This window comes from Streptomyces sp. PKA51 (genome assembly GCF_057552455.1).
In genome coordinates this window covers 142,453-161,479 of record NZ_BAAJPZ010000011.1, presented here as the reverse complement: position 1 = coordinate 161,479, position 19,027 = coordinate 142,453, and the positions used below count along the sequence as shown (strand labels likewise).

Genomic DNA, 19,027 nt, shown 5'->3' with positions numbered 1-19,027 from the left:
CCGCCGGGCAGGCCCTGGACGCCCCTACAGGGCCGCGGTGAGCATGATTTCCCTGACCCGGTCCACGTACTTCGGCACGCCCGCAGCGGCCTGCGCCGTGTCCGGCATGCCGACCACCAGGTCGGCCCGGTCGGGGAACCAGTTCAGCCACAGCGACACCCCGCTGGCGTTGTCGGGGCCGGTCAGGACCGTCGCGCCCGCGTCGAGGTAGTCGCGGGCGCCCGGTGCGGAGCGTGCGTCCACGTAGGACGCCATGGGCGGGATGTCGGGGGCGGCACCGTCCTCGACGAGCAGGTCGAGTGCCCGGTGCAGGGGCACGTCGTACCCTTCGCGGGCCCGCTGGAAGCCCTGCTGCGCGGCGGCGATCGTGCCCGCGAGGCTCGGCGAGGCGGGCAGGCGGAACAGCAGGGGGGCGAGGTTGACCAGCCAGCCGTGCACGCGCAGCAGCCGGGGGTGGGCCCTGGTCGACACGGCGGTCAGGACACGGTAGGTGTCGTTGCCGGTGAACTCCTCCTGGGCGAGGGCCAGCGCGGCGAAGAAGCCCGCGGCCAGGCCGCCGCCGTGCCGGGCGCAGAAGGCGCGGAACGCGCGTGCCTGCTCCCCGGTGAACACCGGGTACTCCAGGCGCGTGGCGGGCAGCAGATCGCCGGTGTCGTTGCCGAGGTCGACGGGGAAGGCGGGGAAGCCGCCGTCCTTCACGGCCAGGAACTCCGACCAGGCGGCGAGCTCCGGTGCTCCCTTCGTCAGCGACGCGGAGCGCCGGTGCTCGCGACGGTTGAGGTCCAGATAGCCGGGTGCCGGCGGCAGGTCGACCGGGGTTTTGCAGCGCGCCGCGTGGTAGCGGATGCGCAGTTCGTGGAACAGCAGTGTCAGGGAGTGTCCGTCGGTGTAGGCGTGGTCGATCGCGAAGTACACCGTGGACGTCGTCTCGCGGCGGATCACTCCGGCCAGCAGGCCCGGCCCGTTCACCGAGGTCTTCTCGTCGATCCGCCGGTGGAGGTGGGCCCGCAGGCCGGCCGTGTCCGGGAAGTCGCCCACGGGCACCGGGTGCACGGTGAGGGAGTCGGGCGGTATACGGAACCCGGTCAGGGTGTCGCCGTCCGGGTCGTACCAGGTGTGGAACGCCTCGTGCCGGCGCACGAGCCCCTGCCACGCCTCGGTGAGGGCGTCGAGGTCGGCGCGGCCCGGCAGGTCGAACGTCATGGCCACCCAGGGCGACTGCTGCCGGCCGGCGGCGCGGTGGGCGGCCGCCAGCTGCAGGTGCGCCCGCTGGAAGTGGGAGGCGGGCACGTCGTGCGGCTCGGGCGCCCGGTCGGTTCTCGCTTCGAACTCGGTCACGTGGCCCGGCTCGGGCCGCCAGTCGACGATCTGGGTCATGCGCACGGTGGGGTCTCCTGTTCCGTCGGGTGATGCGAGGTGCGCGGGGGTCAGGCGGGCGTCGGCACCGCTGCGGCCCGGTGGCCCTGCACGACACGGTCCGCGGCCTGCGCGGCGGCGAGGACGAAGCGTCCGACGTTCGCGCGGGCCACGGCCGTGCCGGGGAAGCGCGTCGAGAGGTGGACGCCGCGTTCGCTCCTGGTCAGCCACACGTACACCTCGGCCGGGCCGTGGATCCGGCTGCGCAGCATCACGTCCTCGGGCCGGGGCGGGGTGCCCGTCACCCGGCGTACGTCGAGGTAGGACACGACGAACCGGGGGTGGATCGGCCTGCGCAGCATGCGGCTGACGTGGGGCAGTGAGCTGCCCGGTCCCGGTGCGCGCCGGCGCAGTTCGGCGGTGGCGGTGGCGACGGTGTCGGCGAAGGCCGCTCCGGGGGCGGCCGGGATCCGTACGGGGTGCAGGCCGACGAACCAGCCCGGGGCCGCTCGCCAGCGTGCGGGCCGGGTGTCGGCGAGGCTGATCACGGACAGCTGCCGTGCGCCGGTGACCTCGGCCGAGGCGAGTGCCAGGCAGGCGAGCAGTCCGGCGGCGGTCGTGCCTCCGGCGGCGCGGGAGGCGGTGGCGAATCTGCCGGCGGCGGGGCCGTCGAGCAGCCAGTGGTAGCCGCTCGTCTGCGGGATCGGTGTTCCGGGCGCGCCGAGCGGCAGGGGGAAGGCGGGGGTACGGCCGCGGGTGTCGGTGGGCAGGGCCCGCCAGGGAGCGGTGCGGTCGGGTTCCGCCGGCAGCCGTTCCAGGAGCTGCCGCTCCTCGGCCCCGTAGTCCAGGAAGGTCGGCCGGGGCGCGGGCGCGGTGCGTCCGGCCAGGGCGTCGCGGATCTCCCCCGGGATCATGGCGAGTGTGCAGCCGTCCATGACGCCGTGGTCGGCGCCGACGAACACGGTGAGTGCGTCCGCGCCGTCGACCGTGGCGAAGAGCACCGGAGGCCAGCCGAGCGGTCCGGTGCCGCGGTCGAAGAAGGCTTCGATCTGCCGCCCGATCGAGGCCCCGTCGGCGAAGTCGCCGACGTCCTGCCGTCGCAGGGTGACGGCGCTCTCGGGGAGCGTGCGCCGTGCGCAGCCTCCGGGGGCCGGTATCAGCGTGCTGCGCAGGTGCTCGTGTGCGCGCAGCCAGGCCGAGAAGGCGGATGCGATCCGCTCCGGGTCGCACCGGCCCACGCGGAAGGACACCCCGATCCATGCCGGAGCCACGTGCCGCGGCCCGCGGTCGGCCGCCGCACGCACATGGTGTTCGTGGACGAGTGCGGGCGCCCGGGGGTCGTCCCTCCAGTCCGCGTCCGGGGCGGACGGCGTCCAGAACACGAGTCGGCCGGCGGGAATGTCGCTGTCTCCCAATTCCGTGAATTCCACTGGAATTCCTTCCCCCTATGACACCTCATCGACGTCCCAATTGACGCCTCGATACGCCTCGATACGGCTCGCGGAAGCTAACCGATCACGATGAAACAAAGATGAAGGAGAGACGTTTTCGCTGATCAACAGCGCGGTTGGGCGGCACGGGAGAACCTCGCGCTTGTTGCTCCCCGATCACGCTGCTAGCGTCGGCGCCCGTCATTCGCTCCGCATTCCGTCATTTCCATGACCGTGTCGACGGAGGTCGATTCATGAACGTACGGGCAGGCACGCCCTCCACGGATTACGCGGCGCTGCGCCGTGATCCGGAATACGCCGGGTTGAACCGCGCGCTGCTCGATCTGGTCCCGGTGGGCTCCGGGCCGGCCGTGCTCGATCTGGGGTGCGGCGACGGGGCCGTCAGCGAGCAACTGCTCGCGCGCGACGCGGCGATGTCGCTGGTCGGCGTCGATCCGGACGCGGCGCTGCTGGATGCTGCGCGCGCCCGGCTGGGCGACCGGGCGCGGTTCGTCGAGGGCGACGCGTCCGCCGTCGCCCGGCTGTTCCGCCCGGGCGTCTTAGACGTCGTCGTGCTGGCCAACTGCATTCATCTCGTCCCGGACCTCGCCGAGGCGCTCGAGGCGATCGGCGAGGTCCTCGGGGGCGGCGGACGCCTGGTGTTCAACTCGGCCTTCTACGCGGGCGCCGAGTCGGGGGCCGACCTCCCCCTGTACGCCGAGCTGGTCGCCGGCGCCCGCCGCGCCGCCCGGGAGCGCGGGCTGCCCCTGACCCGGTCGGCCGCCGGTCGGCCGGCGGGGCTGCGCAGGACCGCCGGGGACTACCGGGCCGCGCTCGCCGGCGCGGGGTTCACCGATGTCGCCACCGCCGAGCGGGAATTCACGCTCGGCCCGCGTTTCCTCACCGCGCTGTGCTCGACTCCGATGTTCGCCACGGCCGCGCTGCCCGGGGTCGACCGGCACACCGCCGCGGAACTTCTCACCGCCTCGCTGGAAAAGCAGTACGCGCGCGCCCCGTTCACCATCACGCGGCGTTGCGTGTACTTCTCCGCCACCCGGCCCTGACCACCGTTCGAAAGGAAGAATTCCCATGACCGAGATACTGGACGCCGTCACCCGGGTCATCACCGGCATCCGCCCGGACCTGGGCGGCCCCGGAGCGGCCGTCACCCGTGATTCCGCCCTGTTCTACGCCGCCGATCCCGGGCAGCCGGTGCTGGGGCTGGACTCCATGGAGGCCCTGGAGCTGATCGCCGCACTGGAGCGGGAGTTCGGCATCGAGCTGGCGGAGACGGACATCAGGATCGCATCCTTGCGCACCGTCGGGGACGTGGTGGACGCGATGGCGGCGGCCCGGTGATGCACAGGACGGCGCGCAACCGCGTGCTGGTGACCGGCATCGGCGTGGAGTCGTGCGCGGGCGACACACCGGACGAGCTGTGGGACGCCCTGGCCACGGGGCGTCCCGCGATCTCGGCGCTGGATCTCGACGAACCGCTGCCGTGCCGGGTCGGCGGGGTGATCCGCGGGTTCGACCCGGGCCGGTACATGTCCGTCCCGCAGGTCCGCCGCACCTCGCGCTTCCAGCAGCTGCTGTTCGCCGCGGCGCTGAAGGCCCGGCAGGACGCGGGGCTGCGCACGGCCCCGGGGGCCCTGTACGTCGGTACCGGCGGTGGCGGGCTCGACGAGACCGCGCGGCAGGTGACCCTGCTGCGCGCGAGCGGGTGGTCGCGCATGGACCGGCTCGGGCTGCTGCGGCTGCTGCCCAACCAGGCCGCCGGGCTCGTCGCCCAGGAGCTGGGCATCACCGGCCCGGTGCTCACCCTCTCCACCGCCTGCGCCTCCTCGACGGACGCCATCGGGGCCGGTCTGCGCGCGGTGCGCGACGGCATCGCCGACATCGTCCTGGTCGGCGGGGTGGAGAGCTGGCTGGACGTGCCGGCCCTGGCGTCGTTCTGCCTGCTGGACGCGCTCTCGCAGCGGCCAGCGGCGCAGGCGGCGGCCGCGTCCCGGCCGTTCGACCGGGACCGCGACGGCATGGTGCCCGCCGAGGGCGCCGCCGTGCTCGTCCTGGAGTCCGAGCGGTCCGCGCTGCGGCGCGGCGCGACCGTGCACGGCGAGGTGCTGGGCGCCGCGTCCACCTGCGACGCCCACCACCCCGTGGCGCCCCGGCCGGACGGCGCGGTGGCGGCCGGGACGATCGAGCTGGCCTGCGCCGACGCCGGCCTGGAGACCGCCGCCGTGGACCTGATCAGCGCGCACGGGACCTCGACGCCGCTCAACGACCGGACCGAGACGGCGGCGATCAAGCGCGCGTTCGGCCCGCACGCGCGCGACGTGGCGATCACCGCGCCCAAGTCGGTCATCGGCCACGCGTGCGGCGCGTGCGGGATCATCGAGAGCGTCGGCGTGCTGCGGGCCATGCAGGACAAGTACGTACCACCCACCGCGAATCTGGACCACCCCGATCCGGACTGCGACCTGGACTACACCCCACTCGTGGGCCGGTCCGCTGTGATCAATGTGGCCGTCAAGCAGAACTTCGGTTTCGGCGGTCAGAATTCGGCGGTGGTGTTCGGGTCCGCGTGACGGCACCGTCGTCGAGGGGGTGCGGCGCCGCCCGCCCGCGCGGACCACCGGCGGCGCGGCGTTCCCGGTGGGCGCGGCGTTCCCGGTACGTACGGCTTTCCCGGTACGTACGGGCCAGGTGGTCCTGCAGGCGGGCGTGGCGGAACTGGTAGACCGCGCCGCTCTGGCGGAGCACGCCCCGCCGGTAGGCGTCCTCCAGGAAGGCGACCACGGACCAGGGCAGCCGGCCGGTCAGGGGCAGCCAGATGCGGGAGAAGACCGCCCACTGGCCCCAGGCGGTCAGGGCGAGGGCGTAGCCCAGGGCACCGCAGAGCCCGCTGATGAGGCCGAGTTTGAGGGAGGCCTCGGTGCTCCAGACGAGCGGGCCCAGGAGCATCGACAAGGGCCGCACGGCCACCGCGGACCCGACCCCGGCCAGCAGCCCGAAGGCGGGGACCCACACCAGGACCTGGGCGATGGCCGTCCGGCGGTTCGTGCGCAGCAGGCCGGCCGGGTTGACGGCGGAGCGGATGTCGAGAGGGGTGGCGAGGAGGGTGAGCAGGCCGAGGGTGGGACCGCCACCCAGGGCGAACACGGAGCCGAAGAACGCGGCGTCGTAGAGGCCGAAGTACAGCATGCTCAAGGGGCCGGTGCCGTAGACGAGGCCCTTGAGCACGCCGTGTTCGAAGCCGTAGCCGAGGCCGAAGACGAGCCCGCACAGGAAGCCGACGGCGGTGCGCCGGAGGACTGTGCGCCCGGGCGGGCCGGCCCCGCCGAACACCCTCATGCGCACGCCCGACGGCGCCACCGCCGTGTTCCTGCCCGCGACCATGAACCAGTGGGCCAGGGCGCAGATCAGCGCGGCGAGCAGCCCCGTCATCAGCCCTTCCACGACCTGGAAGCCCAGCGGGTCGAAGAGGGTGCCGACGACGCAGTCGACGAGCCCGACGAGCAGGCCGGTCACCAGCGCGGTCACCACGGTGCGCGCGGCGCGGCCCAGCCCCGAGCCGAGCCGCCACCACTCCAGGTCGGGTGTGTCGAGCCGGGTCAGGTGGTGGGCGAGATAGCCGAGCCAGTACTGGGCGCGTTCCGGATCGAAGGCGCGGCGCCGGCCGCCGGCCGTGCCGTGCTCGGCACGGAGGCGGTAGGCGGAGGCGGTGAAGGCGTCGAGGAGGTGCTCCTCCAGCTCGGCGGGGCCGCCGAACCGGCCGGTGTCCAGCAGGGCGGCCGGGTCCCGGCCCGGGGTGTCGCTGTAGACGGCGCGGGCGAGCGTGACCATCAGCGGGGTGGTCAGCACCGCGGCGAGGTGGGTGGCGCCGCGGCCGCGCGGCCGTGCGCGCAGTGCGCTCAGCACGGGCTCCCAGGCGGTCGTCGCGGCGTTACCTCCGCGGGCCTTGCGGGCGGTGCGGGGCAGGTAGTCGGCCAGGTCGTCCGGGGTGAGGTCCGTCAGCTCCACGGCGGCGGCGGAGGTGAGCACGTCGGTCTCGGCGACCGCCGTGGCGTACTCGGCCGGACGGCTCGTCAGCAGCAGCGGCAGCGTGGTGGCGTTGAGCGCCTCCAGCGCGGGGCGGTGCAGCCCGGCGGCGATCTCGTCGAAGCCGTCCAGCACGGGGAGCACCCGGCCGGCCTCGACCAGCGCGGCGGCCAGGCTCGGCCGGCCGGGCGCCGGGCCGGCGAGACCGGGGTGGTCGCGGACCAGCTGTGCGGTGAGCCAGTCCCGGAAGGTGGTGGCGGTGGGGTCCCACGCGCCGATGCTGAAGATCACGGCCACGGGCTCGGCACGGGTCCGCGAGGCGGTGTGGTCCAGGACGAAGCGTGTGGTGAGGACGGACTTCCCGGAACCGGGCCGGCCCAGTACCACCAGCCGCCCCGAAGGGATCCTGCGGTGGACGTCCACGATGTGCTCCAGCCGCCCGCCGAGGTCCAGCGGTCCCGGGGCGGCCCCGGCGGGCAGGCGGCGGATGTTGGCCCAGTGGTCGGTCAGTTCGTCGGACGCCGGCCGCCAGCGCACGGGCAGCGGGTAGGGGTCGTGCACCTGCCGCTGCTCCTCCTCGCGCCGCCACCGGGCGGCGACGGCGTGGGCGAGCTGGTCGGCGACGTCGGCCAGGGTGTCGTACAACGGCGAGACGGGCCGGGGAGCGGCGCCCGGTGCGGCCGGAAGCAGCCGCTCCGTGGCCGATCCCGGAAGCAGCCGTTCCGTGGCCGGCCCCGGAAGCACCGGCCCGGTGGCCGGTTCCACCGGAAGCACCTGCCCGCCGGCCGACCCGGGCGAAAGAACCCGCCCCGTGGCCGATCCGGCCGCAACGGCCTGCCCGGTGGCCGGTGGACCGTCGACGGGCGGGGCGTCGGGGCGGGCTGCGTGCCCGCTGCGGCGGACGGCGGCCGCCAGCAGCTCCTCGCGCTCGGCCGGTGCCAGCCCGAGCGCGTCGGCCAGCAGCCGCACCGTGGTCACCCTGGGGTCGGCACGCTCGCCGGTCTCCAGCCCCCGGATGGTGCGCACTCCCACTCCGGCGCGTTCCGCCAGCAACTCCTGCGTCATGCCCGCGTCGCGCCGCAGCCGCCGTAACAGCGTGCTGAACTCACTGGCCACAGGTCAGGGCCTCCCCCTCGCACAGATGTTTCCCCAGGTGAGGGACTCTAGCGCGGCCACCGGCCGCAAACGGCCGGTCGTATGGCCTGTCCGCTGCGCGGACACGGGACGAGCGTCGGGGCATCCGCCGCGGACAGCGGCCCGAAGCCCGGGGAGCCACGATGCCGATCACCACGACCACCGCACTCGGACGCCAGGAGCGCGACGTCCTCTACGCGGTCGGTTGCGGTCTGCGGGACGACGAGATCGCCGCCGCCCTCGCCCTCGACGAGGACGCCGTGGCCGGGCACCTCGCACGGATCCTCGCCGCGCTGGGGCTGCGCGACCGGGCCGCCGCCATCGTCCACGCGTTCGACATCGGTCTGGTGGCTCCCGGCCGCGGCCCCCGCAGACAGCCGGCGAACCCGCGGCCCGCGCCCGCCGGCCACCACGGGCCCGGGCCGCGGTTGCGGATCTCGGTGCTCGGCCCGCTGCGGGCGTGGCGCGACGGGCAGCCCCTGGACCTGGGGCACCTGCGCCAGCAGGCCGTCCTGGCGGCGCTGGCCCTGTGCCAGGGCCGGACGGTCAGCCGGCAGGAGCTGCTCGACGGGGTGTGGGGACAGGAGCCGCCGAACACCAACGTGGTGCCGGTGTACGTCTACCGGCTGCGCAAGGCCCTGCACACGGCAGGCGGCCCGGACGCGGTGATCGCACGTGACCGCAGCGGCTACCGGCTGCTGCCCGGCGTGGTCGCCGTGGACGTGGCCCGCATGGAGGAACTGGTCACCGCGGCCGGCGCGGCCGAGCGCGCGGGCGACCTGACGGCTGCGGTCCGCTCCTGCGCCCGGGCACTGGAGCTGTTCCGCGGGGAGCCCCTGGCCGGCCAGCCGGGGCCGTTCGCCGAGCTGGAGCGGCTGCGGCTGACCGAGCGCAGGGTCGTCCTCGTCCAGCGCAAGCTCGACTGGCAGCTGCGGCTGGGGCAGCACTGCGAGGCGATCGCCGAGCTGTCGGCGCTGGCCGTGGCGCAGCCCCTGAACGAACCGGTCGCCGCGATGCTGATGCGCGCGCTGTACCTCGGCGGCCGGCAGGCCGACGCGCTGAGCGTCTACGCCCGCACCCGCCGCCGGCTGGCCGACGAGCTGGGGGTCTCGCCGGGCCCGTTGCTGCGGCAGACGCACCGCACGATCCTGCGCGGGGACGACGTCCGCCTCGGCCTGAGCGGAACCGCGCGGTGACCGGCCCGGCAGGGCCCACGCGCGCCGAGGAGCTGCTGCTGGCGAGGATCACGGCGGCGGCCGGCCGCGAACGCCTCGGCAGGCGGCGCGGCACCTATCAGGGAGTTGTGCGCCCCGCGGCCCCGAAGGGCTTGTGGGGCCAGGGGATCGGCGCCCTGTTGGCCCTCGCCCGGCACCTGGGAACCTGCGCTGCCGACGTGCGCGACGAGGCGCGACTGGACCTGTACGAGCACGGGATGACGGTCGCCGTCAAAGGCCGCATCCACGTCGTCCGTTACGACACCACGGCGGTGTTCCGGACGGGGGCCGCCTCGCACGCGCTCACCGGCGTCGGCGGCGAGCGGATCGTGCTGCACGACGGGCCGGAGGAGGACGACGTGCCGCCATGGCGGGCCGGGATCGAGCGGGGCGTCACCCGGGCCCGACTCCCCCGGGCGCTGGCCGCGCTCGGCAGGGGCGAGCGCCTGGCCTTCGGCGGCATCCGGCTGACCCGGGAGGAGATCGGGTGCGGGGAGGTGCGCGCACGGTGGCCGCAGGTCCGCGACCTGCGGGTCCGGCAGGGCGCCGTCGTGCTCGACACCGTCGACGGAACCGCGCACGAGCTGGCCGCCGACCTGTCCCGGATCCCGAATCTCTGCGTCCTGCGGGCGCTCGTCGAGCACCTCGGGCGGGAGGGCGGGCGCTGAACTCCCGGCCATTTCATCGCGATGTCAACGCCCGTCCCTAACGTCGAAGCGCTGCACAGCAGTTCCGTGTCGCCAGTTCCGTGGCGTCAGTTCCTTGTCGTCAGTTCCTTGTCGTCTCGACCGAAGCAGCAGCAGGAGGAGCACGCAATGTCCCTGTTCCGGGCCCTGACCCGCAGATGGCGCAAGACGATCGTCGCCGGGGCGGCCACGGTCATGACGGCGGCCGCCGCACCGGCCGTCGCCCACGCGGACCCGGTCCACCACTACTACCTGGAGGTGGGCGGTACGGGCTCGGGGGCGCCCGCACCGGACTGCACCGGCAGCTACCGGTTCGCCAACCAGCACCTCGACGGCGGCATTCCGGTGCCGGTGTGCTACCCGGCGAGCGCCGGCCCCTGGCTCAACGGCCGCAATCAGTACCCGGACCCGAGCGCGCCGTCCTTCGACGCCAGCGTCCGCGAGGGCTACCGCAATCTGCTGGCCGCCGCCGAGGACACCCACCGCCGTGATCCGAACGCCCGTTTGACCCTCGTCGGCTACTCCCAGGGCGCACAGGTGGCCGACCTGGTGCTCCAGGCGATAGCCGGCGGCGGCACCGGCATCCCCCGCTCGCTGGTCGACGGCAAGCTCTACGCCGACCCGATGCAGCCGGGCACCGGCATCTGGGCGAAGCTGCCCAAGGGCTGGAGCGCCCTGGGCTTCACCTCCCCCGGCCCCGGCCCGGAGAAGTTCGACGGCATCCCGGTGCAGCGCTTTTGCATCCGTACGGACGGGGTGTGCGACGCGACGGCCCTGACCTCCGTGCTCGGCTTCTTCGCCCAGCACCCGAAGTACTGGCAGGACGGCGACGTCATGACCAGGACCATCGGCAAGGACGGCGGCGACGGAGTCGTCTGGTACGAGTCCTGACCGCTCGGCGACCGGCGGAACGAGTGCGGTTCCCGACGTGAGAGAGGTCGGGATCGGTGTGAGACTGGGTACGGAAGGGGTGATCCCCGTGCCGGAGCCATCGCGCGCGTCCGCCGGTCCCGACACCGCCATCGACGAGAATCGGCTGGAAGAGCTGATCGTCGAGGCGCAGACGGCGCTGCCGGTCGAGCTGCCGGGGCTGGCCGACCGGTGCGCCGCGGCCCTCGGCCTGGACTCCGCGCTGATCTACCTCGTCGACCTGCAGCAGCAGCTCCTCGTCCCCCTCGACGAGGCCATGGAAGCGCTGCCGGTGGACCGCTCGCTGGCCGGCTGGGCGTACCGCACGCTCTCCCCGCGCGTGGACGACGCCGACGCCAGTGTCATCGTCTGGCTGCCCCTGGTCGACGGTGCGGAGCGGCTGGGCGTGCTGGCGGTGCGGACCACCGCGCTGGACGGGGTGCGGATGCGGCGCAGCCGGATGCTGGCCTACCTGTTCGCCATGCTGATCACCTCCAAGCGCGCCTACAGCGACTGGCTCGCCGCCCGCGCCCGCACGGTGCCCATGCGGTTGCCCGCCGAGATGCTGCGGGCCTTCCTGCCGTCCCACACCATCGGCAGCGCCCGGTGCGTCTCGACCGCGGTCCTGGAACCGGCGTACGAGATCGCCGGCGACGCCTTCGACCACGCGGTGGTCAAGGACGTGCTGCACACGATGATCATCGACTCCATGGGACACGACCTGGCCTCCGGGCTGACCACGTCGGTCGCCATGGCGGCGGCGCGCAACGCCCGCCGCGGCGGCGGCGACCTGGCCGACGTCGTCGACTCCGTCGACCGGGCGCTCGCCGAGTGGCTGCCCGACCATTTCTGCACGGGTGTCCTGTGCCGGCTCGACGCGGTCACCGGGGTCCTGCGCTGGGTCAACTGCGGTCATCCGCCGCCGCTGCTGATCCGTGCCGAGCGGGTGCTCGCCGGGGCACTGGACAGTCCCCCGCAACCGCCGATCGGCCTGGCCGACCATCTCTCCCCGGCGACCCGGGAAGTCCACGAGACGACGCTGGAACCGGGCGACTGCGTCCTGCTCTACACCGACGGTGTCGTGGAGGCCCGCGACACGGACGGTACGGAGTTCGGCCTCGACCGGTTCACCGACTTCATCATCCGCTCCTCCTCCGCCGGCCAGCGCCCGGCGGAGGTCCTGCGGCTGCTCATCCACGCCATCCTCGACTACCAGCGCAACACCCTGCGGGACGACGCGACCATCCTGCTCTTCGAATGGCGCCCGCAGCACCGGTGACGCGCCCGGCCGGTTTCCGCCGCCCTCATCCGCCCGATGGAGGCTGCCCGCCGGGCAGGGGTTCCTCGCGCATCGCGAGTGCCAGGACGAGGGCGAGCACCATGAAGGGCACCGTCCAGCCGAAGACGGTGTGGAAGGCCGCCGCGGCCTGCGCCGGGCCCGGCTGCGGGGAGGGCAGCCCGGCGGCGAGGATCGCGCCGAAGAGGGCGGTCCCGAAGGCACCGCCGAGCGTGCGGCAGAAGTTCAGTACGGCGGTTGCCGCGCCCACGTCCCGGTACCCGGCGCTGTTCTGCCCCGCCAGCAGGGCGACCTGGACGAAGAAGCCGAGGCCCACACCGGCGACCGCGAGTGGGACGACGAGCCACGGCGCCCCCGTGTGCGGCCCGGCCCGGCTGACAACCGCCAGCGCCCCGCCGGCCAGCACCGCACCCGCGACCGGGTACGCCTTGTAGCGTCCGGTCCTGGCGATGACGGGTCCCGACAGGGCGGCGGCCACCACGATGCCGAGCAGCATCGGGATGACGTACAGCCCGGCCCGGAAGGCCGACTTGTGCTGCACCAGCTGCAGGAACGTCGGCACGTAGAGCATGGCGGCGAACATCACCGTCCCGACGACGAGGTACTGCGCCGTGGCCAGGGCGAAGACCGGGCGGCGGAAGAGCCGGGGCGGCGTGAGGGGTTCGGCCGCCCGGCGCTCGACGACCACGTACAGGGCCAGGGCCACGGCCCCCACAGCGATCAGCCCGAGAAGAACGGGCGAGCTCCACGCGTAGCGGTGCCCGCCCCAGGTGGTGACGAGCACGACGGACGTGGTGAACACCGTCGCCACCAGCGCCCCCAGGACGTCCGGCCGGCCGCCGGGGTCCGCCGGGCGTGGCAGGCGCAGCCGCAGTGCGACGGCCGCGAGGGCGACGGCGCCGATCGGCAGGTTGACGTAGAAGATCCAGCGCCACGACAGCCCGTCGGCGAACGCCCCGCCCAGCAGCGGCCCGGCGACGAGGGCGAGCGCGGCCACCATGCCCAGGAGGGCCTGGTGCCGGGCTCGTTGCCGCGGTGCCGCCAGGTCACCGGTGATGGCCATCACGAGCGAGGTGATGCTGCCGCCGCCGATGCCCTGCAGGGCACGGCTCAGGGAGAGGTGCAGCACGCTGCCGGCGGTGGCGCTGAGCAGGGAGCCGCACAGGAAGACCAGAAGGGAGACCTGGAAGATCCCCTTGCGTCCGTACATGTCGCCGAGCCTGCCGAAGACCAGTGTCGTCACGGCACTGGTCAGCAGATAGGAGGTGGCGATCCACGAGACGTCGGTGGTGGTGCCCTGCAGGTCCTCGGCGATCGACGGCAGGGCGGTCGTCACGATCGTCTGGTCCAGGTTGGCGACGAACAGCGCCAGCATCAGGGGCAGGACGACCATCACGACGCGTCCCGGGGCAGGGGGTGTTCCGGATGGGTGCGATTGCGGCACATCCACCACAGCCAGGCCGCATACTCGGCGCAGGCCCGGCCCTTGGCGTGCCACGTGAGGTGGCCCCCGCCTCCGCCGAGGCGTTCGCCCAGGGCACGCACGGCGACATGCAGGACGGCACCGGTCAGGGCCGTCGTCCGATGTTCCTCGGCGCACAGCACCCGCATCATGCGTTCGCGCTCGCCGGCGCTGTCGCGCAGCACGGCGTACATGCTCCGGCGCAGCTCGGCCGTGGTCCGTCCGGGGTCGCAGAAGATGCGGTGCAGGGCTGCGGCGAGATGTTCGCCCGCCCGGCCCGCGGCCTGCCGGCGGTGGCCGTGCCGGGCGACGCTCCTGGTGTGGGCGAGGCATTCGGCGTCCCGCAGCGCGAAGGTCAGCCCGGACGCCGTGAGCGGGTGGCAGGCGCCGACGGCGTCGCCCACCAGGACGTACGGGCCGCGGCCGTGGAAGCTGCGCGGCCGCAGCCGGTTGGCCGCCCACTGGACGCCGCCGTGCCGCAGCGCGTCCTGCAGGGCATCGGCCATCTCCTGCGGAAGCAGGGGGGCGTAGGACCGGTACAGGAAGGTCAGCAGCGGACCGGAGCGCAGCGGCAGCAAGGGGACGTCGAACATCAGCCGGACGGTGCCGGGGGCGATCCGGTACGCCAGGACGGGCCCGGGGCCGCCCGCGAAGAGATGGCCGTAGCCCTCGGTGGGGAGCGGCACACCGTGGATCAGTACCCCGGCCGTGCGGGAGACGGTCGTCGGCGCGGCGGGGGCGGGCCGCAGCGCGCGCCGCACGAGGGACCTCTGCCCCTCGGCACCGACGACGCGCCGCACGCGCACGTGCCGCAGGGAGCCGGCCCCCTCGGTGTACGTGACGGTGGCCTGCTCGACGGACCGGACGCGGCAGCCGAGGGCCAGGGTGACGCCCGGGTGGGCGGACGCCCCGGCGCGCAGGGCGGTGACCAGGTCCTCGTGCCGGACGACGGCGGCGCGCCGGCCGTCGGGGCAGGGCAGCGTGATGGGCGGACCGCCGTCCTCGGGGTGCAGGACGAAGCCCAGGGCGGGGGTCGTACGGGCCGGCGGCAGGTCGACGCCCAACCGGTGCAGGGCGTCGAGCCCGGTGGGGTGGATCCACTCGCCGGCCAGCCGCGCCGGGGGCCGGCGCGCGGCCTCCAGCAGCAGCACGCGCAGGCCGCGCCGTGCATGCGCCAGGGCCGCGGCGCAGCCCGCCGGTCCCGCGCCGACGACGGCGACGTCGTACGCGGCGCGGCTCATGGCTTCCTGCGGCGGTAGCGCAGCAGGCAGGGTTGGCGGGGCGGGGTGAACATCGACAAGCGGGCCGGACGGACGTCGGGCTCGGCGAGTTCGAGGTCGAAGTCGCGCAGCAGGGCGCTCCAGAAGACTTTGATCGCCTGCTGGGCGAAGGGCATGCCCGGGCAGAGATGGCGTCCTCCGCCGAAGCCGATCAGTGGGCTGGGCGTCACGCGGTGCTCCGCACGGCAGGCGTAGCGGTCGAGGTCGTAGTGGTGGGGGTCGTCGAAGACCTGGGGCAGCCGGTGGGCGGCCGCCGGGGACACGATCACCATGTGGTCGCGCGGCACCCGGTGGCCGCCGATGTCGACGTCCTCGGCTACGGTGCGCGGAATGGAGTGGGCGGGCGGATGCAGGCGTTCCGCCTCCAGCACGCAGTGTCCCAGCCACTCCATTTTCTGCAGCAGTTGCAGGCTCGGTGCGGCCGAATCGGCGAAGAGCGCGTCCAGTTCGGCGCGGACGACGGACAGCCACCGGGGGTGCCGGAGCAGGAGGATGCCCGTCCATGCGGACTGTGTGGAGGTGGTGCCGTAGCCGCCGAACAACAGGCCCAGGGTGATGGCGGCAGCGGCGTCCTCGTCGGTCGTGGTGCCGTCCGGCCTGGGGGTGCCGGTGATCGTCTCGAACAGCCCGTGGTCGACACCGCGGGGACGGTCACCGGGTGCGATCTCTTTGATCGTCCGGGTGAGGGTGTCCCGGGCGCGGTCCCGTCGGCGATAGGCCGGCAGGGGTGCCCCGGGGGCGATCGCGAAGGACAGGTGGAGCGCGGTGCCCAGGTGCCCCAGCAAGTCGGGCAGGGCCCGCCCCACGGCCCGTGCGTACCGGGGTCCGATCAGGCAGTGGGCGGCCATGAGCGCGGTCACCTCGCGGGCGGCCGTGAGGATGTCGGCCTCCCCGCGGCGGCCCCAGGCCGCGGTGTACTGCTCGACCTGTTCGTACATGATCGTCACGTGCTGGGCCATGGCCTCGCGCCGCAGTACCGGACGTGTGACCTTCTTGTGCCAGGCGAGGAGTTCCGGGGGCTCGTCGAAAAGGTGCCCCTCGCCGAAGACAGGGATGAGGCGGAAGTGCATGTACTGGCGGTTGAGCTCGCTGCCGTCGTGCCCGAGGACGGCAGCGATGAGCTGCGGACTGCAGAAGGAAGCGACCTTGGTGCCCAGGACCGTGAAGGCGATGGCCTCCCCCAGGGCGGTGTGCTGACGCAGCAGGAATGCCCCGGGGTCACGGAGATAGGGCAGGGCGTGGCCGATCACAGGAAGGCCACCGGGCACGGCGGGCAGTTCCCGGACCGTGGCTGCCGTCACGGCTCCTCCTGCATGCGGTGCGCGTGCCAGTAGCCGATGAAGAAGTCGCCGCTGCGGGCGCCTGCGCACGCGGCGCGGGCGCCGTCGGTCATCATGCGCAGCACGGGCGGCAGCTGGTCGCGGGGCGGCAGCTCCGCGGTCAGCTTCTCGAGCAGGTCCCAGTTCGGCGCCCAGTCGCCGAGGTCGCGGCCGTCGCTGACGTGGATGTCCGTGAAACCGGCGGCCGCGAGGCCCTGCCGGAGCTCGTCCAGCGTCGCCAGGGCGGCCAGGCCGTGGGTCCGGCAGATGGTCTCGGCGACCTCGTCCGCCTGCGGCCCCGCGGCACGCATCCAGTCGTAGCCGGTCCACACCCCGCCGGCACGCAGCACGCGGGCGACTTCGCGGTGGGCGCGGTGCTTGTCCGGTACGTGGCACAGGGCTTCGAAGCTGTAGGCGGCGGTGAAGGTCGAGTCGTCGAAGGGCAGGGCAGTGGCGTCGGCGGTACGGAAGGAGACCCTGTCCTCGAGCCCTCGCCTGCGGGCGTTGTCCTGCGCTTCCCGCACCCGGTCGGCCACCAGGTCGACCCCGGTCACCCGCGCTCCGGTGTGGGCGGCGATGGTGCAGGCGGGGCCGCCCACACCGGAGCACAGGTCGAGCACGTACGAGTCGGCCGTGATCCCGGCGCGGTCGGCCAGGTCCTTCTCGTGGGCCTCGGTGGCCTCCTCGCGGCTCTGTCCGGGGCCGTAGCAGGCCATGTGCTGGGAGGGGCCCCAGCTCTCCCGGTAGACGTCCCCGACCAGGGCGTAGTACTGCTCCACCATCGCGGTGGAATCGTCGCGGCGGTGTCGGGGGTCGGCGACCAGGGCCCGGAACTGTGCTGTCGCATCGATCTCAGTGCTCATGCCGCTCCCTGTGGTGTGCCGGACGTGCGGAGTCCGGGGTGATGGGGGTGACCGCCCGGAGGTAGCGGCCCAGGGCCAACGCCGGAAAGTAGGCGGAATAGAGCCGGTACGTGAGCATCATGGTGGTGAAGAAGACACCGTTGACATGGTCGCCGCTCCAGGAGCCGTCGGGCCGTTGGGCGGCGCACAGCCAGCGGATCCCGCCGGTGACCGAGGGGTGTTCGGGGCCGAGCGTGTCCAGCCCGGCCAGCACGGCCCAGCCGGTCGTCTCGGGCAGTCCGTGGTCGAGCGCGATGTAGCGGCGTTCGATGCAGCTGCGCCAGTCCTCGCCCCATCCCCCGTCCGCCAGCTGCGTCGCGGCCAGCCAGTGCCCCAGGGCGCGCAGGGCCGGGTCGCCGGGCCGGGCACCCGCCGCGCGCAGGCCGCGGGCGGCGTGGAAGGCCGCGTAGAGGTAGTTGATGCCCCACGTGCCGGCGAAGGAGCCGTCGGAGTTCTGGGCGGAACGCAGGAAGGCGGCGCCCCGCTCGCGCGCCTCGTCCGCCCTCCGTCGTGCGTCGGGAGGCAGATGGGCGCGCATCCGGGCCAGAGCGGTGAGCGCGGAGCCGGTGCACTCCACGGACGACGAGTCGACCATGCAGGTGGAGAACATCTCCGTCGGGTTGAGTGCCTCCAACCACCGGCCGGCGCGTTGACGGTCGAGCGTGCCGAAGCCTCCGTCACGGTTCTGCCGGGCGAGGACGACGTGCAGCGCCCCGGGCAGCGACCACTGCGGGAGAGTCCCGTGGATGTCGCTCCCCTGTGCGTCCAGCAGAGCGTTGGCGGCTTCCGCCGTGCAGTCGCCGACCGGCCAGCGGCTGTCGCCGTCGGAGAACGCCCAGCCGCCGATCACCGCGCGCCGGGGCGGTACCGGCCCCGGGTACGTGGTGATCTGAGCGGTACGGAGATAGGCGCAGGCTCGCAGTACCGCCGGTTGCGGTTGCTCCCCGGAGGCCAGGAGTGCGCTCATGGCGAAGGACGTGTCCCACACCGTGGAGCGGTCACCGCAGATGCGCACCCCGTTCTTCTCGTCCTCCCAGCGCCAGTACGCCAGCCTCGCCACCGCCGCGTCCAGCAAGGGGTGCTGCCGGTCGTGCGCGAACAGCACCAGGCACTCCATCAGCGCGTTCACCGAGGACAGGCCGTGCACCGGCGACGCGTGCTGTTCGTCGACGACGGCACGGTGGCAGCGTTCCAGGGCGGCGCGGCGCAGCCGGCGGCTGTGCACGCGCTCCCAGCCTCGCAGGCACTGCTGGAGGGCGCGCAGGAGGCGACCGCGCGGGAAGACGACGTCGGGACCGGGCGCCGGTGGGATGGCAGGCGTGGTGAACAGCTCGCGCCGGAGTGCGCCGGCAAGCGGCCCCAGGTCGGCGCAAAACCGTGCACCGTAGAGGTAGCTCATGGCCTGGTAGAGCATGCGGGTCCAGCCCAGAAGCCGTTCCGGGTGGAGCGGAACCCACCGGGGCAGCAGCATGGCCTCGGGCGGGAAGGGGGCCACCTCGCGGTAGGGGACGATGCCGAGCACCGCCAGCCAGAACCTTCCCCACTGCGGAACGCACCGCGCCCCGCCCGGCTGTGTGCCGAGCCACTTCATGGCGCCGGCGGTCAGCGGATCACCGGGGCCCAGGCCCAGCAGGCGCAGCGCCACGTACGCGAGCACGGTGGCGTACGGCGAAGGCGGCGCCGCGGGGTGCATGCCCCAACCGCCCTCCTGCGTACGCGTGTTGCGGAAGTGGGTGACCATCCCCTGCCGCGTGGTCTCGTCGGGCGGCCGCTGCAGTACCCGCATGACGATGACGTACTGGGAGAGGATGGTGGTGTTCCACTCCATCTCGCCTTCCCAGGACCCGTCCTCGGACTGCAGTGCCAGGAGGCGTGCGCAGGCGGCGTCGTAGGCGGCACGTACGTCGTGCGGACCGGCGTCACGGGCGTTCATCGAGAGGCGCTCCTCGGTGAGAGCGAGCGGGTGCGGAGCCGTGCGCGGGAACCGATGCCGGGTG

The 19,027-nt window shown here is 73.7% G+C and carries 15 protein-coding genes; 7 read left to right on the top strand and 8 right to left on the bottom strand.

What is annotated here, in order from left to right:
* Positions 1-24: 24 nt before the first annotated feature.
* Both AC27L3_RS18455 and AC27L3_RS18450 read right to left on the bottom strand, forming a co-directional pair.
* Positions 25-1,377: a condensation domain-containing protein gene (locus tag AC27L3_RS18455; protein ID WP_487235174.1), complete on the bottom strand. Its 1,353-nt coding sequence runs from the start codon at positions 1,375-1,377 to the stop codon at positions 25-27.
* 50 nt (positions 1,378-1,427) lie between these two features.
* The gene (locus AC27L3_RS18450) at positions 1,428-2,786 is read right to left on the bottom strand and encodes a condensation domain-containing protein (protein WP_487235134.1); all 1,359 of its coding nucleotides are present in this window, start codon (positions 2,784-2,786) and stop codon (positions 1,428-1,430) included.
* Positions 2,787-3,040: 254 nt separating this feature from the next.
* Between AC27L3_RS18450 and AC27L3_RS18445 the strand changes: the two genes are divergently transcribed.
* From AC27L3_RS18445 to AC27L3_RS18435, 3 genes are read left to right on the top strand one after another with little or no spacing between them, the layout of a single operon-like run.
* On the top strand, positions 3,041-3,850 hold the full coding sequence (locus tag AC27L3_RS18445; RefSeq protein ID WP_487235133.1) for a class I SAM-dependent methyltransferase: 810 nt from the start codon (positions 3,041-3,043) through the stop codon (positions 3,848-3,850).
* Between the two features lie 25 nt (positions 3,851-3,875).
* Positions 3,876-4,145, top strand: coding sequence for an acyl carrier protein (locus tag AC27L3_RS18440; protein WP_487235132.1), 270 nt, complete (start codon positions 3,876-3,878; stop codon positions 4,143-4,145).
* Positions 4,145-5,374 (top strand): beta-ketoacyl-[acyl-carrier-protein] synthase family protein, encoded by a 1,230-nt coding sequence (locus AC27L3_RS18435; protein WP_487235131.1) that lies wholly within the window; start codon positions 4,145-4,147, stop codon positions 5,372-5,374. The genes AC27L3_RS18440 and AC27L3_RS18435 overlap by 1 nt, the downstream gene beginning before the upstream one ends.
* On the opposite strand, the gene AC27L3_RS18430 is transcribed toward AC27L3_RS18435, so the two are convergent.
* Positions 5,316-7,943 (bottom strand): helix-turn-helix domain-containing protein, encoded by a 2,628-nt coding sequence (locus tag AC27L3_RS18430; RefSeq protein ID WP_487235130.1) that lies wholly within the window; start codon positions 7,941-7,943, stop codon positions 5,316-5,318. The two genes, AC27L3_RS18435 and AC27L3_RS18430, sit on opposite strands and share 59 nt — an antisense overlap.
* A gap of 161 nt (positions 7,944-8,104) precedes the next feature.
* Between AC27L3_RS18430 and AC27L3_RS18425 the strand changes: the two genes are divergently transcribed.
* The 4 genes from AC27L3_RS18425 to AC27L3_RS18410 all read left to right on the top strand — a co-directional run bounded on the left by AC27L3_RS18425 (position 8,105) and on the right by AC27L3_RS18410 (position 12,049).
* Positions 8,105-9,157 carry an AfsR/SARP family transcriptional regulator gene (locus AC27L3_RS18425; RefSeq protein WP_487235129.1) on the top strand — a complete coding sequence of 351 codons (1,053 nt, stop codon included), beginning with the start codon at positions 8,105-8,107 and terminating at the stop codon, positions 9,155-9,157.
* Complete coding sequence (locus AC27L3_RS18420; protein WP_487235128.1) at positions 9,154-9,843, top strand: DUF6585 family protein; 690 nt, start codon at positions 9,154-9,156, stop codon at positions 9,841-9,843. Before AC27L3_RS18425 ends, AC27L3_RS18420 begins: the two co-directional genes overlap by 4 nt.
* 147 nt (positions 9,844-9,990) lie before the next feature.
* Positions 9,991-10,752: a cutinase family protein gene (locus AC27L3_RS18415; RefSeq protein WP_487235127.1), complete on the top strand. Its 762-nt coding sequence runs from the start codon at positions 9,991-9,993 to the stop codon at positions 10,750-10,752.
* A gap of 88 nt (positions 10,753-10,840) precedes the next feature.
* Positions 10,841-12,049, top strand: coding sequence for a PP2C family protein-serine/threonine phosphatase (locus AC27L3_RS18410; protein ID WP_487235126.1), 1,209 nt, complete (start codon positions 10,841-10,843; stop codon positions 12,047-12,049).
* Between the two features lie 25 nt (positions 12,050-12,074).
* On the opposite strand, the gene AC27L3_RS18405 is transcribed toward AC27L3_RS18410, so the two are convergent.
* From AC27L3_RS18405 to AC27L3_RS18385, 5 genes are read right to left on the bottom strand one after another with little or no spacing between them, the layout of a single operon-like run.
* Positions 12,075-13,460: an MDR family MFS transporter gene (locus AC27L3_RS18405; RefSeq protein ID WP_487235125.1), complete on the bottom strand. Its 1,386-nt coding sequence runs from the start codon at positions 13,458-13,460 to the stop codon at positions 12,075-12,077.
* Positions 13,460-14,770 carry an FAD-dependent oxidoreductase gene (locus AC27L3_RS18400; RefSeq protein ID WP_487235124.1) on the bottom strand — a complete coding sequence of 437 codons (1,311 nt, stop codon included), beginning with the start codon at positions 14,768-14,770 and terminating at the stop codon, positions 13,460-13,462. Before AC27L3_RS18400 ends, AC27L3_RS18405 begins: the two co-directional genes overlap by 1 nt.
* Positions 14,767-16,110, bottom strand: coding sequence for a cytochrome P450 (locus AC27L3_RS18395; protein WP_487235123.1), 1,344 nt, complete (start codon positions 16,108-16,110; stop codon positions 14,767-14,769). The genes AC27L3_RS18400 and AC27L3_RS18395 overlap by 4 nt, the downstream gene beginning before the upstream one ends.
* Positions 16,107-16,991, bottom strand: a complete 885-nt coding sequence (locus AC27L3_RS18390) for an SAM-dependent methyltransferase (protein ID WP_487235122.1) — start codon at positions 16,989-16,991, stop codon at positions 16,107-16,109. The genes AC27L3_RS18395 and AC27L3_RS18390 overlap by 4 nt, the downstream gene beginning before the upstream one ends.
* Entirely contained in the window at positions 16,981-18,963 is a 1,983-nt protein-coding gene (locus tag AC27L3_RS18385; RefSeq protein WP_487235121.1) for a prenyltransferase/squalene oxidase repeat-containing protein, read from the bottom strand. Before AC27L3_RS18385 ends, AC27L3_RS18390 begins: the two co-directional genes overlap by 11 nt.
* Positions 18,964-19,027: the final 64 nt, after the last annotated feature.

What these genes read in the sequence shown, in the direction of transcription:
- AC27L3_RS18455 (WP_487235174.1), bottom strand. Translation starts at nt 1,377, where the DNA reads ATGACCCAGATCGTCGACTGGCGGCCCGAGCCGGGCCACGTGACCGAG.
- AC27L3_RS18405 (WP_487235125.1), bottom strand. Translation starts at nt 13,460, where the DNA reads ATGGTCGTCCTGCCCCTGATGCTGGCGCTGTTCGTCGCCAACCTGGAC.
- AC27L3_RS18400 (WP_487235124.1), bottom strand. Translation starts at nt 14,770, where the DNA reads ATGAGCCGCGCCGCGTACGACGTCGCCGTCGTCGGCGCGGGACCGGCG.
- AC27L3_RS18445 (WP_487235133.1), top strand. Translation starts at nt 3,041, where the DNA reads ATGAACGTACGGGCAGGCACGCCCTCCACGGATTACGCGGCGCTGCGC.
- AC27L3_RS18415 (WP_487235127.1), top strand. Translation starts at nt 9,991, where the DNA reads ATGTCCCTGTTCCGGGCCCTGACCCGCAGATGGCGCAAGACGATCGTC.
- AC27L3_RS18385 (WP_487235121.1), bottom strand. Translation starts at nt 18,963, where the DNA reads ATGAACGCCCGTGACGCCGGTCCGCACGACGTACGTGCCGCCTACGAC.
- AC27L3_RS18435 (WP_487235131.1), top strand. Translation starts at nt 4,145, where the DNA reads ATGCACAGGACGGCGCGCAACCGCGTGCTGGTGACCGGCATCGGCGTG.
- AC27L3_RS18440 (WP_487235132.1), top strand. Translation starts at nt 3,876, where the DNA reads ATGACCGAGATACTGGACGCCGTCACCCGGGTCATCACCGGCATCCGC.
- AC27L3_RS18390 (WP_487235122.1), bottom strand. Translation starts at nt 16,991, where the DNA reads ATGAGCACTGAGATCGATGCGACAGCACAGTTCCGGGCCCTGGTCGCC.
- AC27L3_RS18425 (WP_487235129.1), top strand. Translation starts at nt 8,105, where the DNA reads ATGCCGATCACCACGACCACCGCACTCGGACGCCAGGAGCGCGACGTC.